The sequence below is a fragment of the Campylobacter sp. RM12642 genome (genome assembly GCF_020137635.1).
GTDB lineage: Bacteria > Campylobacterota > Campylobacteria > Campylobacterales > Campylobacteraceae > Campylobacter_E.
Map to the genome: position 1 here is coordinate 1 of NZ_JACGAT010000030.1, position 16,244 is coordinate 16,244.

Sequence of the window (16,244 nt, forward strand, 5' to 3'; positions counted from 1 at the left end):
CAATATAAAGGATTAAAATGAAAAAATTATTTTTTGTATTTATTTTATTAATTAGTTTTTTAAATTCAAGTGAGCTAAAAGTAGCTACTTCTAAAAATGTAGGAGAACTAAATCCACATTTGTATTCTCCAAATGAAATGTTTGCTCAAAATATGGTTTATGAAGGATTTGTCTCATACTCGCAAGATAATCAAATAATACCTAGCCTAGCTACTTCTTGGGAGATTAGCGAAGATGGTTTGGTATATACTTTTTATCTTAGAAAAGGAGTTAAGTTTTCTAATGGAGAAGACTTTAATGCAAATGCAGTAAAGCTTAATTTTGATGCAATTTTTGCTAATAAACAAAGGCATATTTCTTTTGCACTTGTAAGAGCTTTTGATTATCTTGAAGTGGTTAATGATTATGAAGTAAAGCTTCATTTAAAACATATTTATGAACCTACTTTAAGAGAACTTAGTCTTATTCGTCCTTTTAGATTTATAGCTCCAAGTGCTATGATTGATAATAATACAAAAGATGGTATAAAAGCTCCAATTGGCACAGGTAAATGGAAATTTGTTGATACTAAATTAGGCGTTTATGATAAGTTTGTTAAAAACGAAAATTATTGGGGCGAAAAAGCTAAAATTGATAGCATAGTATGCAAAATAATCCCTGATCCAAGCTCAAAAGTAATAGCTTTAAAAACAAAAGAAATTGATTATATTTATACTGATGGAGAAATTAGCTTAGAAGATTTTATAAGCTTGCAAAAAAGCGATTATCAAACGCTAATCTCAAAGCCACTTAGCACTATTTTAATAGCACAAAATACGGCAAAATATCCAACAAATGATATTAATGTAAGAAAGGCTATTAATATGGCTATTAATAAAGATGAAATTAGCAAATATGTTTTTTATGGGACAAGACCAAAGGCTGATTTTTTCTATGATGATAATGTGCCAAATGGCAAAATTGATAGAAGTGCATACGAATATAATCCTAAAAAAGCTAAGCAATTATTACTTGATAATGGTTGGGAATTTAAAAATGGCTTTTTAGAAAAAGATGGCAAAAGATTAGATATAGTGATTTCTTATATAGGCATTAATGCAGAGCAAAAGGCTATATCAGAAGTATTACAAGCGAATTTAAAAGAAATAGGAATTAATCTAATCTTACAAGCTAATGAAAGCACTATATTTTATAAAAGACATAGAAATGGGGAATTTGAATTAATCTTTAATGCTACTTGGGGAGCTCCTTATGAGCCTGAAATTTTTATGGCTTCTATGGTTGCACCATCTCACGCTGATTATATGGCTCAAATTGGATTAAAGCAAAAACCACTAATTGATGAAAATATAGAAAAATTATCTAAAACAATGAATAAAGATGAAAAATCTAAACTAGCTAAAGAAATACTTACAATCTTACACGATGAAGCGGTATATATTCCTATTGTATATCATACAAATATATGCGTTGCAAGTCCTAAATTAAAAGGAGTTAAAACGAGTATTTTAAAATATGAAATTCCTTTTGATGATATAGAAATTAAGGAGTAGTATGAAAAAATTCATATTAAAAAGAACTTTATATGCCATTATTTGCTTGTTTTTAGCATCAATTTTTATTTTTTTATTAATTAGGCTGAATGGAACTGATGCAGTTATGAATTATTTGCAAGTTAGTGGGATAGCACCGACTAATGAAGCGATAGAGCATACAAGAATTATGCTAGGCTTAAATGAGCCAATAATTACTCAATATGTAGTTTGGATAAAAAACGCCTTGCAATTAGATTTTGGGACATCATATTTTACTAATCGTAAAATTGCACCTGATTTGTTTGAATACTTAGGAAATACTTTAAAGCTAACATCATTTGCCTTACTTATAACCTTTATAATCTCTATTCCTTTTGGGGTGTTTTCTGCAATTTATAAAAATCATTTTTTTGATTATTTTGTAAGGATTTTTTCATTTTTAGGTGTTAGCACTCCTAGTTTTTGGCTTGGTTTATTATTTATTTTATTTTTTTCTGTTGAGCTTAATTTATTGCCTCCTTTTGGCATAGGTGGGATTAATCATTTAATAATGCCTGCATTAGCAATATCTTTTATGTCAATTGCTATTAATGCTAGATTTATTAGGATTAATTTTTTACAAGCTTGTAATGAAAGATTTATAGCTTATGCAAAAATGCGTGGCGTAGGAAAGTATAAGATATATTCAAAACATATTTTATTTAATTCTTTACTACCTTTAATAACTGCTTTTGGTATGCATATAGCTGAACTTTTTGGTGGGGCTTTGGTGATTGAAAATATTTTTGCTTATCCTGGAGTTGGTCGTTATGCTGTAAGTGCTATTTATTATAGTGATTATCCTGTAATTCAAGCTTTTAGTATGATGATGTGTTTTGTGTTTATTTTAATTAATTTAATCACAGATATTTTATATGCGATAATTGACCCAAGGATTAGATATGAGTAAGAAAATTTATGAATATTTTGTGTATTTTTTATGTGCTTTTATAATCTTACTTGCTTTATTTGGTAAATATTATGCACCTTATAGTGCAAATGAGATTAATTTAGCGAATAAATTTGCTAGTAATTCATTATTGCATATTTTTGGGACTGATCATTTAGGAAGAGATATTTTCTCAAGGATTTTAGAAGGTGCTTATATTTCAATTCTAGCTACCTTTTCAACCATTATTATAATAATAGTTTTAGGCGTTAGCGTAGGTTTTATAGCTGGATTTTCAAATAATAAAATTGATAATTTTTTAATGAGAATTTGTGATATATTTTTATGCTTTCCTACTATTGTTTTGGCTTTATTTTTCGTAGGGATTTTAGGAACTGGTTTATTAAATATAATTATAGCCATTGCTTTAACTCACTGGGCTTGGTATGCAAGGATTATTAGAAGCATTGTTTTAAAGCTAAAAAATACTGAATATGTATTAATTAGCAAAACTTGTGGGGCTAGTAATTTTAAGATTTTTAAAAAGCATTTTGCAAAGCCTATTTGTATGCAGCTATTAGTATTAAGCACACTTGATTTGGGGCATATAATGCTGCATATTTCAGGTCTTAGTTTGCTTGGGCTTGGGGTAAAAGCACCACAGGCTGAATGGGGGATAATGATAGCTGAAACAAAAGATTATATTTTAACTCATTATGAGCTTATTTTATATCCTGGAATTGCTATGTTAATTGTAATTATTGCTTTTAATTTATTAGGCGATATTTTAAGAGATAAATTTGAAAATTTAATACAAGTTGAAAGTCATGGATAAAATAATAGTAAAAAATTTAAATATATTTTATAAAGATACAGCCTTAGTAAATAATGTTAGTATGAATATACAAAGTGGAAAAATCACGGCTTTATTAGGGCTTAGTGGAAGTGGAAAAAGCCTAATAGCAACAGCTATTATGGGATATGTAGCAAATAATTTAAAGCTTAGCGGGAGTATTTGTTTAGATGATAATTCAAAGCAAAATATTGCTTGTATTATGCAAAATCCAAGAACAGCTTTTAATCCTTTATTTAGTATCAAAAACTGCTTTTATGAGACTTTAAAGGCAAGGAATTTAAAAATTGATAATGAATATATAAAAGAGATTTTAAATAAAGTTAAATTGAACGAAAGCGTTTTAAATCTTTATCCACACGAATGCAGTGGCGGAATGCTTCAAAGAATTATGATAGCTTTAGCCTTAGTATCTCGTGCAAAATTTATAATAGCTGATGAGCCTACGAGTGATTTGGATTTGATTTCTCAAGCTGCAGTTTTAGATATATTAGAAGAAATATCAAGCAAAATAGGGATATTGTTAATAACTCATGATTTTGGAGTGGTTGCAAGACTTGCTGATTATGTTTATGTTATGGATAATACAAGGATTGTTGAAGAAGCAACTTGTATTGATATATTTAAAAACCCACAAGCAAATATAACAAAAGAATTAATTAATTCACATTTATCATTATATGGAGTTAGCAATGCTTAAGGTAGAAAATATCTCATATTCATATAAAAACTCAAATTTATTTAGCGATAAATATACTCAAGTTTTAAATGGAGTTAGCTTTAATTTAGATGAGAATAATTCTTTAGGTATTTTAGGAATTAGTGGAAGTGGCAAAAGCACTTTAGCAAAAATCATTGCTAATATTTACAAAGCAAATTCTGGAAATGTATTTTTAAACAATGTAAAAATACAAGATAATAAAGAGTATAAAAAAATAATTCAAATAGTATTTCAAGACTCAAGAGCATCTTTTAACCCTGATTTTAGCGTTTATGAAGCCTTGATTGAACCTTTAGAAAATCTTACTAATTTTAGCAAAAGCGAGATTAAAAAAAGAGCTTTAGAATGCTTAGAATTATTAGAATTAAATCAAGACTTATTAGATAAAAAATGCTCAATGTTAAGTGGGGGACAATTACAAAGGCTAAGCATAGCAAGAGCTATTTCAATTAAGCCAAAAATACTTATTTTAGATGAAGCTACAAGTTCATTAGATGTATTAATTCAAGCAAAGATTTTAAAGACTTTAAAAAATCTTCAAAAGGATTTAAGTTATATCGTAATAACTCATGATTTAAGGATTATAAAATTATTTTGTGATGAAGTTTTAGTCCTTGATAAAGGCAAGGTAATTGAGAGCAAAAAAGTATGCAAGGATTTAGAATTTGAAAGCTTAATGGCTAAAGAATTAAGCAATAGTATATTAAAGCCTTTTCCTAAGGATTTTTATAAATAATATTTAAAAGATTAAATATAATTTTTGTAATTTTGTAAAAAAGTGTTACGAATTTACAAATTCTTATAATTAATCTTAAAAATTATTATGAAATTAAGCTTAGTTTATTAATATTTCTTTTTATTTTCAAAAAAGGTTTTTAATGAGTTCGACGCTACTTATTCAACAGATTTTCAATGGCTTTTCACTAGGCTCAATGTATGCACTAATTGCTATTGGATATACTATGGTTTATGGAGTTTTAAGGCTTATCAATTTTGCTCACGGCGATATTATGATGATAGGCTCATATGCTTGTTTATTTGCACTTAATTTTTTTGCCTTTCCGTTTATACCTGCTTTTGGTTTTGCTATATTAATTTGTATTGCACTTGGAATTAGCATTGATAAGATTGCTTATAAGCCACTTAGAAATTCTCCTAGAATTTCACTATTAATAACTGCTATTGGAGTTTCGTTTTTCTTAGAAAATCTAATAAATGTATTATTTACAAGCACACCACAACCATTTAATGCACCGAGTATTTTGATAAATCCTATTAATTTATTTGATATTAGAATGTCTTTGCTTGATTTAATAATTCCAACTTTAACTATTATTATTTTAATAGCTGTTTTATTGATTTTGTATAAAAGCAAATATGGAATTGCTATTCGTGCACTTGCTTTTGATATTTCAACCGTTGCTTTAATGGGAATTGATGCTAATAAAATTATAGCTTTTGTATTTGCACTAGGCTCAATGTTAGCTTGTATTGGCGGGATTTTTTGGGCGTGTAAATATCCACAAATTGACCCTAATATGGGAGTTTTAATAGGGCTTAAGGCTTTTGGAGCTGCTGTTTTAGGTGGTATTGGTAGCGTTGGCGGAGCTGTTCTTGGTGGGCTTATAATTGGATTTTGCGAAGTTTTAATAGTAGCTTTTGTGCCTGATTTAGCAGGGTTTAAAGATGGTTTTGCATTTATATTTTTAGTATTTGTTTTATTGTTTAAACCAACAGGAATTATGGGACAAGATTATGAAAGGAGTAGATTTTAATGAAAAATATATTTTCAATAATCATTTTAATCTTAGCAGTTTTAAGCATTTTTGCGGCTCAATATTGCTTGAGTGATTATGCTTTAAGAACTTTTATAAATATTAGTATTTTTATAATCTTGGCAGTATCTTATAATCTAATCAATGGTGTAACAGGGCAATTTAGCCTAGAGCCTAATGGTTTTGTTGCAGTTGGTGCTTATATTACGGCTTTATTATTGCTTGATATTGAAGCTAAGCAAGATCAATTTAGCTTATTAGACCCGCATCCATTTATTTTATCATTTCATACTGATAGCTTTTTTATAGCTTTATTAGCGGGTGGTTTTGGTGCTTTGGCTTTATCTTTAATCTTAAGCTTTGCTGTTTTTCGTGTAAGGGGAGATTATTTAGCTATCGTTACGCTTGGATTTGGGATAATTATTAAATTAATTGCACTTAATTTCGCAGCTTTTACAAACGGAGTGCAAGGGTTAAATGAAATTCCAAAACCGAATAATTTTTTATATATAGTTGGAATTATTACTATTATTAGCGTTATTTTAATACTTAATATCATTTATTCAAAATACGGCAGAGCAATGAAGGCTGTAAGAGATGATGAAGATGCAGCTTTAGCTATGGGGATTAATACTTTTAGGATTAAGACTTTAGCTTTTGGGACTAGTGCTTTTTTAGAAGGTGTAGCAGGTGGGCTTTTAGCTTGTTATATCACAAGTGTTACGCCTGAACAATTTGACTTTTTATTTACATTCCAATTATTAATTATCATAGTTTTAGGTGGGTTAGGAAGCACTACAGGAGCAATTATTGGAGCTATTTTAGTAATTGGTGGAAGTGAGTGGCTTAGATTTTTAGATGAACCTATGAATATTTTTGGTTATGAGACAAAAGGTTTGCCAGGACTTAGAATGCTTGTGTTTTCTATCATATTAATTTTAGTAATGCTATTTGCAAGGCGTGGGATTTTTGGCGATAAGGAGCTAAGCGATATTATTTTTAAAAGGTTTAAAAAATGATTTTAGAGCTTAAGAATATTGATAAGAATTTTGGTGGAGTAAAGGCTATAAATAATGCAAATCTTAGCGTTAAAAAAGGTGAAGTTTTTGGACTTATTGGACCTAATGGAGCAGGGAAAACTACTTTATTTAATATAATTTCAGGAGCTTATAAGCCAAGTTCGGGTGAGATTATTTTTGATAATAAAAACATTACAAATCTAAATCAATTAGAAATCACAAAATTAGGCATTGCAAGGACTTTTCAAAATATTAGATTATTTTCATCTATGAGTGTGCTTGAAAATGTTTTAATAGGACTAAATTGTAGTATTAATTACAATATTTTTGAAGCGTTTTTGCATATTGCAAGATATAAAAAGGCTGAAAAACAAGCAAGAGAAGAAGCGATAAAAATACTAAATACTCTTAAAATCTCTCATTTAGCTAATGCAAAATCAACCGAATTAAGTTATGGAGAGCAAAGAAAATTAGAAATAGCAAGAGCATTAGCACTAAAACCAAAATTATTATTACTTGATGAGCCTGTAGCAGGAATGAATGGGACTGAGAGCAATGAATTAGCAGATATTATAACTACTCTTAAAAAAGAGCTTAGCATAGTGTTGATTGAGCATGATATGAAGTTTGTAAATAGCTTATGTGATAGGGTTTTAGTGCTTGATTATGGTAAGAGTATTTTCTTAGGCTCACCAAAAGAAGCGGTTAATAATAATGAAGTAATTAAAGCATATTTAGGAGATTTTTAATGTTAAAGGTTAAAAACTTAAGCGTTCATTATGGTTTGATTAAAGCTGTTGATGATATTAGTTTTCATATAAACTCAGGAGAAATCGTAAGTATAGTAGGCAGTAACGGGGCTGGTAAAACTAGCACTTTAAATGCGATTTTGAATATTCCTAAGCGTAGTGGGGAGATTAATTTTTTAGGTTATGAAATAGAAAGGCATAAAACTCATACTCTAGTTCAAAAAGGAATTAGCCTTGTGCCAGAAGGAAGAAGAGTTTTTGCAAATCTTAGCATTGAAGATAATCTTAAAATGGGAGCGTTTTATAATGCTGATAATTACGAGCATTTAAAAGAGCAAATGTATAGATTGTTCCCACGCTTAAAGCAAAAAAACAATACCTTAGCAAGGAATTTAAGTGGTGGAGAAGCACAAATGTTAGCAATCTCAAGAGCTTTAATGGGAGAGCCAAAATTACTTATGTTAGATGAGCCAAGTCTAGGACTTGCACCTAAGATTGTAGGAGAAGTTTTTGAGATAATTAAGGTTTTAAAAAATGAAGGAATTACTATTTTATTAGTAGAGCAAAACGCCCAACAAGCATTAAAAATAAGTGATAGGGCTTATGTTTTAGAAAACGGCAAAATCGTTTTAGAAGGCAAAGGAATTGACCTTGCAAATGATGATAATATTCGCAAAAAATATTTAGGAATTTAAATATAAAATCGGAATTAATTTTTCGGTTTTATATTTTAATATGATTTATTTTAGCCTTGTTATAAATTAATATTTATATATGAGATTTTATGATGATTATTTTTTTAGTATAAATATATTTTTATTATTTAACTTAGGAATTTAATTCTACTTATGTTTTAGCATTATCAATAAATATCAAGATGATTTTAAGTAAGATTTTATATAATCACTTTTATCTAAAATGAAAGTGTGTGATGAAAAATAAGAATTTAATTTACCAACTAGAAGGAAAACCCCCGTTTTTTGTAGCACTTCCTTTGGGAATGCAGCATGTTCTTGCTATGTTTACAGGAAATTTAGCCCCCATTTTGATAATTATAGGGGTGTTAAATAGTACGAGTATTGTAATATCCACGCAAGAAAGTATCAGTTTAATCCAATCAGCTATGCTAGCTTCTGGCATAGTAACTCTTCTGCAACTTTATCCAATCAAATATAAAAATATCCAAATAGGTGCTAATCTTCCAATAGTTATGGGGACTACATTTGCTTTTGTGCCAACAGCTATAAGTGTTGCAAATACTTATGGTTTTAGTGCAATTTTAGCTTCTTCTCTTATAGGCAGTATAATTACTATATTTATTGGTTTTGCTTACAAATATATCACAAAGATTTTATCTGAATTAGTAATAGGTGTTGTATTAATTGCAATTGGCATTAATTTATTAGATGTGGGTGTTAATTATTGTGCGGGTGGTTTAGCTGCTAAAAAAATGGGAACTTATGGGGATATTATTAATTTATGTTTATCTTTTAGCACTTTTGCAATCATTATTGCTATTCAACGATTTGCAAAGGGCATCTTTAAAGTTTCAGCTATTTTAATAGGTCTTGTTGTGGGATATTTTTTAGCTTATATGGTAGGTAGAGTAGATACTAGTATTATTAGTGAAGCAAGTTGGTTTAGCTTGCCTATTCCAATTATTTTAATTAATGAATTTCATTTTGAACTAGCTCCTATTGTAAGTGCCATTATCGTTTATATAATCACAAGTTTAGAAACTATTGGAAATGTTAATGGAATTACCGTAGCAGCTTTTAATAGGTGTGCTAAAGAAAAAGAAATCAGTGGAGCTATTTTAGCAGATGGTGTTGGTTGTATGGTGGCTAGTTTGTTAAATGCTTTACCTAATACAGCTTATGGTCAAAATGCAGGAATAATAGCAATGACAAAAATTATAAATAAATATTGCATAGCTTTAGGTGCTTTTTTTATTATAGTATCAGCTTTTATTCCTAAATTAGGAGCTGTTTTTAGGACTATTCCAGATAGTGTTTTAGGGGGTGCAGTTATTATGATTTTTGCTATGATTTTGATAAATGGTATTAAGATTGTAGCTTATGCTGGATTTAGCAACAAAAATGTAATGATATTAGGTATTACTTTTGGTCTTGGGTATGGGTTTGGAGTCCATCCTGAAATTACTAGTAATTTGCCAGGTTATATAAGTTGGGTTTTTAAAGATAGCATAGTAGGAGTTTGTGTAATTTCTATGATAGCTTCTTTAATTTTTGCAAAAGATAAATAAGGGTGAGTATGAAAGAAGAATTTAAAACGATAGGTAAAAGTGAAACAAGATGGGATGCTTACGCTAAAGTTACAGGTAAGGCAATTTATACTGCTGATATTCCTACTAAGAAAAAGTTTTATGCAAGAATAGTAAGATCTAGCATAGCACATGGATATGTTAAAAGTTTTGATTTTAGCGAAGCTTTAAAGGTTGATGGGGTTATTAAAATTTTAACTTATAAAGATATGCCAAAAACTAAGTTTGCAACCGCAGGTCATCCATTTGGACTAGACCCAAAGACTAGAGATAGGTATGATAGAACCATTTTAACAGAGCATGTTAGATTGTTTGGAGATGAAATAGCAGCTGTTATTGCAACCACTGATTTAGCTGCAAAAATTGCTGTAAGTAAGGTAAAGGTTGAATATGATGAGCTTCCTTTTTATCTAACCCCACAAGAAGCAATGCAAGAAGGAGCTGCGAAAATTCATGAGGATTTAGATAGCAATATAATGGCTCATACTATTAGTAAAGTTGGAGATGTAGAATCGGCTTTAGCTAATAGCGATTATGTTTTTAGTGATACATTTAAAGTTCCTTTACAACAACATTGCCATATGGAAAATCAGATTGCTTATGCTTATAAAGACCAAGATAATCGTTATGTGGTAGTAAGTTCAACTCAAATTCCACATATTTTAAGAAGAATTTTAGGCGAAGTTTTTGAAAAACATTGGAGTTATTTTAGAGTAATAAAACCTTTTGTTGGTGGTGGTTTTGGTAATAAACAAGAAGTAACAATAGAGCCACTTTGCGTTGCTTTATCTATGGCTATGGGTGGAGAAATTGTTCAAATTGCACTTGATAGAGAAGAAAGTATCGCATATACAAGAACAAGACACGAAATGGAATATAAAGCAAAAATGGGTATTAGTAAAGATGGCTTTATAAATGCTTTAGATATAGAAGTATTATCAAATAAGGGAGCTTACGCATCTCATACTCATTCGGTTGGTATTAAAGGTGGTGGAGTTTTATTATCTTTATATAATATTCCTAACTTTAGATATGACATTAAAACCGTTCATACAAATATAGCAACAGCTGGGGCTATGAGAGGATATGGAGTTCCACAGGTTATGTTTTTTATAGAAAGTTTTATGGAAAATGTAGCTAGAAAAATGGGTTTTGATTCTATTAGTTTTAGAGAAAAAAATATAGTAGGAAATAATGTTTTAAATCCACTAAATCAAGTTATTCAAAAATCAGCTAAATTAAAAGAATGTATTGAGGTTGCTAAAGAGAAATTTAATTACTATGAAAAACAAAAAGCTTGTAAAGAATTTAAACACCCTTATAAAAAGCGTGGGGTAGGGCTTGCAACCTTTACTTATACAACAGGTGTTTATCCAAAGGGCTTAGAAACAGCAGCAGCTAGAGTAATACTAAATCAAGACGCACATATTAAACTAATGCTAGGTTCAACTGAAATCGGACAAGGTTCTGATACGGTTTTAGCTCAAATGGCAGCAGAAGTTTTAAGTATTCCTTATGATTGGGTTATAGTTGATGCGAATACTGATACAGATACGGCTCCATTTGATACAGGAGCTTATGCTTCAAGACAAAGCTATGTAACAGGGCTTGCAGTAAAAGAAGCTGCTTTAAAATTAAAAACAAAAATATTAAAAGCAGCAGCGAGATTAAAAGATGTTGATTTTGCAAATCTTGATTTAGAAAATGCAAATATTGTTTTTAAGAATAAAGAAGTGTTAATGAGTTTGGCTGATTTTGCTTTACACACTACTTATGATTGGCAAAAGGCTAAAAGTTTATCGGCATTTGCAAGTGTAAATTGCCATACAAATTCTTATAGTTATGGTATTACTATGGCTATGGTTGAAGTTGATATGAATACAGGAAAAATAGAGATATTAGATATTTTAAATGTTCATGATGCTGGTAAGGTATTAAATCCACTTTTAGCAAGCTCTCAAGTAGAAGGTGGAATGGGAATGGCAATTCCTTATGCTTTATTAGAAGAATTAAAATATGACAAAAAAACAGGTAAAATTTTAAATAATAATCTTTTAGATTATAAAGTTCCAACTGCACTTGATGTTCCTGATTTAGATGTTAGTTTTGTTGATAATTATGACCCTTATGGTCCATTTGGTAATAAGTCTTTAGGTGAACCTCCTATGTGTTCTCCTGCACCTGCTATTAGAAATGCAGTGCTTGATGCTACAAATATAGAGTTTAATCAAATTCCAATAACACCAGAAAGATTTTTTCAAGCTAAGGATAAAGAATGTATTATTTAAGTAATTACACGGAAGCAAAAAGCGTTAATGAAGCTAGTAGGCTATTAAAAACTATAGATGATTCGGTATTAATTGCAGGCGGAACTGATATTTTAATTAAACTTAGAAGTTTGGATAAAAAATACGCAAATAAGCATTTAATAGGAATTAATACTTTAAAAGAATTAAAAACCATAACAATTGATGATGAGTTTATTCATATAGGTGCATTATGTACTTTTGATGATATAGAAAATAATGAAATTATAAAAAATAATTTAACAAATCTAAAACAAGCAGCTGCTCTAGTTGGTGGTCCGCAAATTAGAAATATGGCTACAATAGGTGGAAATATTTGCAATGGTGCAACTTCTGCTGATAGTGCTTCAAGTCTTTTTACTCTTGATGCGATTTTAGTTATTTACAATGAAGACACACGCAAAGAAATTGCTATAAATGATTTTTATATCAGTTCTGGTGTTGTTAAATTAGAAAAAGGAGATATTTTAACAAGTATTAAAATTCCTAAAAAATCTTTTAATGGTTATGTTAGTAAATATATAAAATTTGCTCAAAGAAATGCTATGGATATAGCTACAATTGGAGTTAGTGTTATGTTAAAAACTAATAATGATGAGATAATTGATTTAAAATTAGCTTACGGAGTGGCTGCTCCTACTCCTATTAGAGCTAAAGAAAGTGAAAAATTAGCAAAAGGTTTAAAATTAACTAAAGATAATATTGAAAAAATTGCTAATAATATTTTAAATGAAACAAAGGCAAGAGATTCTTGGAGAGCTTCTAAAGATTTTAGAAATAATCTTTTAACAACGCTTACAAAAAGAGCTATTTATGAATTAATAGGAAAAAATTATGAAAATTAAAACTTATATAAATGATAAATTTTATGAATTACACATTGACCCTAGAATGTCATTGCTTGAATTAATAAGAAATGTATTGCAACTAAGTGGAACTAAAGAAGGCTGTAGTGTTGGTGAATGTGGAGCTTGTGCTGTTTTAGTTGATGGTAAAAATGTAAATAGCTGTATTTATTTAGCAGCTTGGGCTGATGGTAAAAAAATAACTACTATAGAAGGTTTAACCCCTTTTGATGGCTTAAGTCTTTTACAAGAAAATTTTGTAAAAAATGGGGCTGTTCAGTGTGGATTTTGCACTCCTGGGTTTATTATTTCATCAACTGCTTTGCTTAGTAAAAATAAAATGCCTACTAAGTTTGAAATAAGGCGAGGTGTGTCTGGTAATCTATGTCGTTGCACAGGATATAAAAAAATCTTTCAAGCCATAGAAGATACTGCAAATAATGCTAAATGAAGCTTTAGATATTAAATATAAAGACAAAATTGCGATTATAGGCTCTGGTGGGAAGACCACTTTTGCTTATAATCTAGCTAAACAAAATCAAGATAAAATCACAATTCTTACAACAAGTACAAAAATGTATGAAGTAAAAGATATAAATTTTAATAATCTATATAATCAAACAAGTATTACAAATCTTAAAAAAGGCGTTAATTTATGTGGAAAAATTATTGACAATAAAGTAAATGCTTTAGATGATTTTAGTGATTTTTATAAAAATTGTGATTTGTTTATATATGAAGCTGATGGAGCTAAGGAATTGCCTTATAAAGTTTGGAAAAATAATGAGCCTGTTATTTTAGAAAATACCAATAAAATAATAGGAATTATTCCACTTCATTTATTAAATTATCAATTAAATGAGAATTTCATTCATAGGTTTGATGATTTTTTGAAAGTATTTGAAGTGAGTAAAAATGATGTTTTAAGTATTGATTTAATAGAAAAAATTTGTTTAAAAATGTTTGAAAATATTAGTTTAAATTCTGATAATTTTATTTTTTTTAATAGATGCGATGATTTAAAAGTATTAAATGAACTTGCAAAAAGATTAAATAATTTTAGATTATTAGCTGGTTTTTTAAAAGAAGAAAAATATATAAGGCTTAATTTTTGAAAGGAATTTGTATTATTTTAGCAGCTGGATATTCAAGAAGGCTTGGTTTAAATAAATCATTTTTAAAATATAAAAATACTTATTTTATTGATTTGATTATTCAAAAAACTTTAGAGCTTAATATGGATATTAAAATAGTTGCTAATGAGAATAATTACGAGTATTTAAAGACAAATTATAAAGATTTTAATGTGGTTTTAAATGCCTTTAATAAGGGTCAAAATACAAGTATAAAAATAGCTTTAAATAATGTTTTAGATTATGATTACGCCATATTTTTACCGATTGATCAAATATTTTTAAAAACTAATTCAATAAAAACTATCATTTCAAAATATAAAGAAAATTATATTGTTGTTCCTAGATTTAATAATATTAATTCCTTGCCTACTATTTTTGATAAAAAATATTTTAAAGAATTGTGCGAATTAGATAATGATAGCGGTGGAAGAGTGCTAATTCAAAAATATAAAGATAAAGTAATTTTTGTTGATTTATATGATGAATTAGAAGGAAAAGATATAGATACTAAAGAAGATTTAAGGTTGATTGATGAGTGAATTTGTAATTATTAGAGGAGCGGGTGATATTGCTAGCGGTATTGCTGCTAGGCTTTTTAGAGCAGGCTTTAAGATACTTTTATTAGAATGTTTAAAACCAAGTTCAATTAGAACAAAAGTTTGTTTTTCTCAAGCAGTTTATGATAAAACTTGCGAAATAGAAGGTATAAAAGCGAAGTTAGTTAATAAAGATGAGATTTTAGATTGTAAGGATTTTATCCCTATTATAATTGATGAGAATTTAGATATTTTAAATTATATAAAACCAAGGGCTTTAATTGATTCAATTTTAGCTAAAAGGAATTTAGGAACAAATATTAATATGGCTCCTGTTGTGATTGCTATTGGACCTGGATTTTGTGCTGGAATTGACGCTCACGCTGTAATTGAGAGTAATCGTGGCCATAATTTAGGTAAGGTTATTTTAAGTGGTTTTGCAGAGAAAAATACAGGAATTCCTGCTGAAGTAAAAGGAATTGGAGCTAAAAGAGTTATGTATGCAAATAATAATGGAATATTTAGAGCTATTGCTAAAATAGGTGATATTGTAAAAGAAGAAGAAATTATTGCATATATTGATAATACACCTGTTAAAGCTAGCATAAGTGGGCTTTTAAGAGGTATTATTAATGATAATTTTGAAGTAGTAAAGGGTCTTAAAATTGCAGATATTGACCCAAGAATTAGTGAATATGAAAATTGTTTTAGTATTTCAGATAAGGCTAGGAGCATAGGTGGTGGGGTTCTTGAAGCTTTGATGTATTTTGAAAATAGGAATAAAAATGGATGAATTGATAATAAAAGAAATATATAAAAGATGTGAGAAAAATGAAAAAATTGCCTTAATAACTCTTACCAAATCAAGTGGTAGCACTCCTAGAAATGCAGGTTCTATGATGGCTTTATTTAGCGATGGCACAAGCATTGGAAGTATAGGTGGTGGTAAATTAGAATTTGAAGTTTTAAAAGAAGCTAAAGAATGTTTAGAAAATAATAAAAGTAAAATTTTTAATCACGAATTAACACCGAATGGAGATTTAAAAATGCAGTGTGGCGGGCTTGCGAGTGGTTATATAAAAATTATTAATCAAAAAGCAAAATTAATAATATGTGGAGCAGGACATATTGGTAAAGAAATATTATTTTTATCAAAATATTTAGGTTTTTATTCCATTTTAATTGATGATAGGCAAGATTATTTGCAAGGTTTAGCAAATGAAGAATATTTCAGTAATTATGAAGATTTGAGTTTTTTAGATATTGATGATAATACTTATGTAATTATTGTTACAAAATCTCATTTAGATGATTATAAATGCTTAAAAAATGTAATAGATAAAAATGCAAAATATGTTGGTGTTATTGGAAGTAAAACTAAACATAAATTCATTAAAGATGAGCTGATTAAAGATAATTTTAGTGCCGAATTATTTAATAAAATTTATGCTCCAATAGGTTTAGACATTGCAAATCAGGAGCCAAGAGAAATTGCGTTTAGTATTTTAAGTGAGATTTTACTTATCAAAAATCAAGGTAAACTAGCACATAAAAAAA

The 16,244-nt window shown here is 28.7% G+C and carries 17 protein-coding genes; all 17 read left to right on the forward strand.

What is annotated here, in order from left to right; translation table 11 throughout:
* Positions 1–17: 17 nt before the first annotated feature.
* Positions 18–1,553 carry a nickel ABC transporter substrate-binding protein gene (gene nikA / locus AVBRAN12642_RS08565; RefSeq protein ID WP_214120391.1) on the forward strand — a complete coding sequence of 512 codons (1,536 nt, stop codon included), beginning with the start codon at positions 18–20 and terminating at the stop codon, positions 1,551–1,553.
* Between the two features lies 1 nt (position 1,554).
* Entirely contained in the window at positions 1,555–2,484 is a 930-nt protein-coding gene (locus AVBRAN12642_RS08570; RefSeq protein WP_336608224.1) for an ABC transporter permease subunit, read from the forward strand.
* A complete protein-coding gene (nikC, locus tag AVBRAN12642_RS08575) occupies positions 2,477–3,298 on the forward strand; it encodes a nickel ABC transporter permease subunit NikC (RefSeq protein WP_214118841.1) in 822 nt (273 codons plus the stop codon). The genes AVBRAN12642_RS08570 and nikC overlap by 8 nt, the downstream gene beginning before the upstream one ends.
* Positions 3,291–4,016 (forward strand): ABC transporter ATP-binding protein, encoded by a 726-nt coding sequence (locus tag AVBRAN12642_RS08580; RefSeq protein ID WP_336608225.1) that lies wholly within the window; start codon positions 3,291–3,293, stop codon positions 4,014–4,016. Before nikC ends, AVBRAN12642_RS08580 begins: the two co-directional genes overlap by 8 nt.
* A complete protein-coding gene (locus tag AVBRAN12642_RS08585) occupies positions 4,009–4,773 on the forward strand; it encodes an ABC transporter ATP-binding protein (protein ID WP_214120393.1) in 765 nt (254 codons plus the stop codon). Before AVBRAN12642_RS08580 ends, AVBRAN12642_RS08585 begins: the two co-directional genes overlap by 8 nt.
* Positions 4,774–4,915: 142 nt before the next feature.
* On the forward strand, positions 4,916–5,812 hold the full coding sequence (locus tag AVBRAN12642_RS08590) for a branched-chain amino acid ABC transporter permease (protein WP_214118846.1): 897 nt from the start codon (positions 4,916–4,918) through the stop codon (positions 5,810–5,812).
* A complete protein-coding gene (locus tag AVBRAN12642_RS08595; protein ID WP_442862367.1) occupies positions 5,812–6,831 on the forward strand; it encodes a branched-chain amino acid ABC transporter permease in 1,020 nt (339 codons plus the stop codon). The genes AVBRAN12642_RS08590 and AVBRAN12642_RS08595 overlap by 1 nt, the downstream gene beginning before the upstream one ends.
* Positions 6,828–7,580: an ABC transporter ATP-binding protein gene (locus AVBRAN12642_RS08600; protein WP_214118849.1), complete on the forward strand. Its 753-nt coding sequence runs from the start codon at positions 6,828–6,830 to the stop codon at positions 7,578–7,580. The genes AVBRAN12642_RS08595 and AVBRAN12642_RS08600 overlap by 4 nt, the downstream gene beginning before the upstream one ends.
* Positions 7,580–8,275 (forward strand): ABC transporter ATP-binding protein, encoded by a 696-nt coding sequence (locus AVBRAN12642_RS08605; protein WP_214118851.1) that lies wholly within the window; start codon positions 7,580–7,582, stop codon positions 8,273–8,275. Before AVBRAN12642_RS08600 ends, AVBRAN12642_RS08605 begins: the two co-directional genes overlap by 1 nt.
* Positions 8,276–8,511: 236 nt before the next feature.
* The gene (locus AVBRAN12642_RS08610) at positions 8,512–9,846 is read left to right on the forward strand and encodes a uracil-xanthine permease family protein (protein ID WP_214118853.1); all 1,335 of its coding nucleotides are present in this window, start codon (positions 8,512–8,514) and stop codon (positions 9,844–9,846) included.
* A gap of 8 nt (positions 9,847–9,854) precedes the next feature.
* The gene (xdhA, locus tag AVBRAN12642_RS08615) at positions 9,855–12,152 is read left to right on the forward strand and encodes a xanthine dehydrogenase subunit XdhA (RefSeq protein WP_336608226.1); all 2,298 of its coding nucleotides are present in this window, start codon (positions 9,855–9,857) and stop codon (positions 12,150–12,152) included.
* Positions 12,140–13,015, forward strand: coding sequence for a xanthine dehydrogenase subunit XdhB (xdhB, locus tag AVBRAN12642_RS08620; protein WP_239802931.1), 876 nt, complete (start codon positions 12,140–12,142; stop codon positions 13,013–13,015). Before xdhA ends, xdhB begins: the two co-directional genes overlap by 13 nt.
* Positions 13,005–13,466 (forward strand): (2Fe-2S)-binding protein, encoded by a 462-nt coding sequence (locus AVBRAN12642_RS08625; RefSeq protein ID WP_214118859.1) that lies wholly within the window; start codon positions 13,005–13,007, stop codon positions 13,464–13,466. Before xdhB ends, AVBRAN12642_RS08625 begins: the two co-directional genes overlap by 11 nt.
* A complete protein-coding gene (gene yqeC, locus AVBRAN12642_RS08630; RefSeq protein WP_336608227.1) occupies positions 13,456–14,130 on the forward strand; it encodes a selenium cofactor biosynthesis protein YqeC in 675 nt (224 codons plus the stop codon). Before AVBRAN12642_RS08625 ends, yqeC begins: the two co-directional genes overlap by 11 nt.
* Complete coding sequence (locus tag AVBRAN12642_RS08635; RefSeq protein ID WP_214150225.1) at positions 14,127–14,690, forward strand: NTP transferase domain-containing protein; 564 nt, start codon at positions 14,127–14,129, stop codon at positions 14,688–14,690. Before yqeC ends, AVBRAN12642_RS08635 begins: the two co-directional genes overlap by 4 nt.
* The gene (yqeB, locus tag AVBRAN12642_RS08640) at positions 14,683–15,480 is read left to right on the forward strand and encodes a selenium-dependent molybdenum cofactor biosynthesis protein YqeB (protein ID WP_336608228.1); all 798 of its coding nucleotides are present in this window, start codon (positions 14,683–14,685) and stop codon (positions 15,478–15,480) included. Before AVBRAN12642_RS08635 ends, yqeB begins: the two co-directional genes overlap by 8 nt.
* Positions 15,473–16,244, forward strand: a 772-nt coding sequence (locus tag AVBRAN12642_RS08645; RefSeq protein WP_336608229.1) for an XdhC family protein, incomplete at its 3' end; no start/stop codon positions are given. The genes yqeB and AVBRAN12642_RS08645, both read left to right, overlap by 8 nt.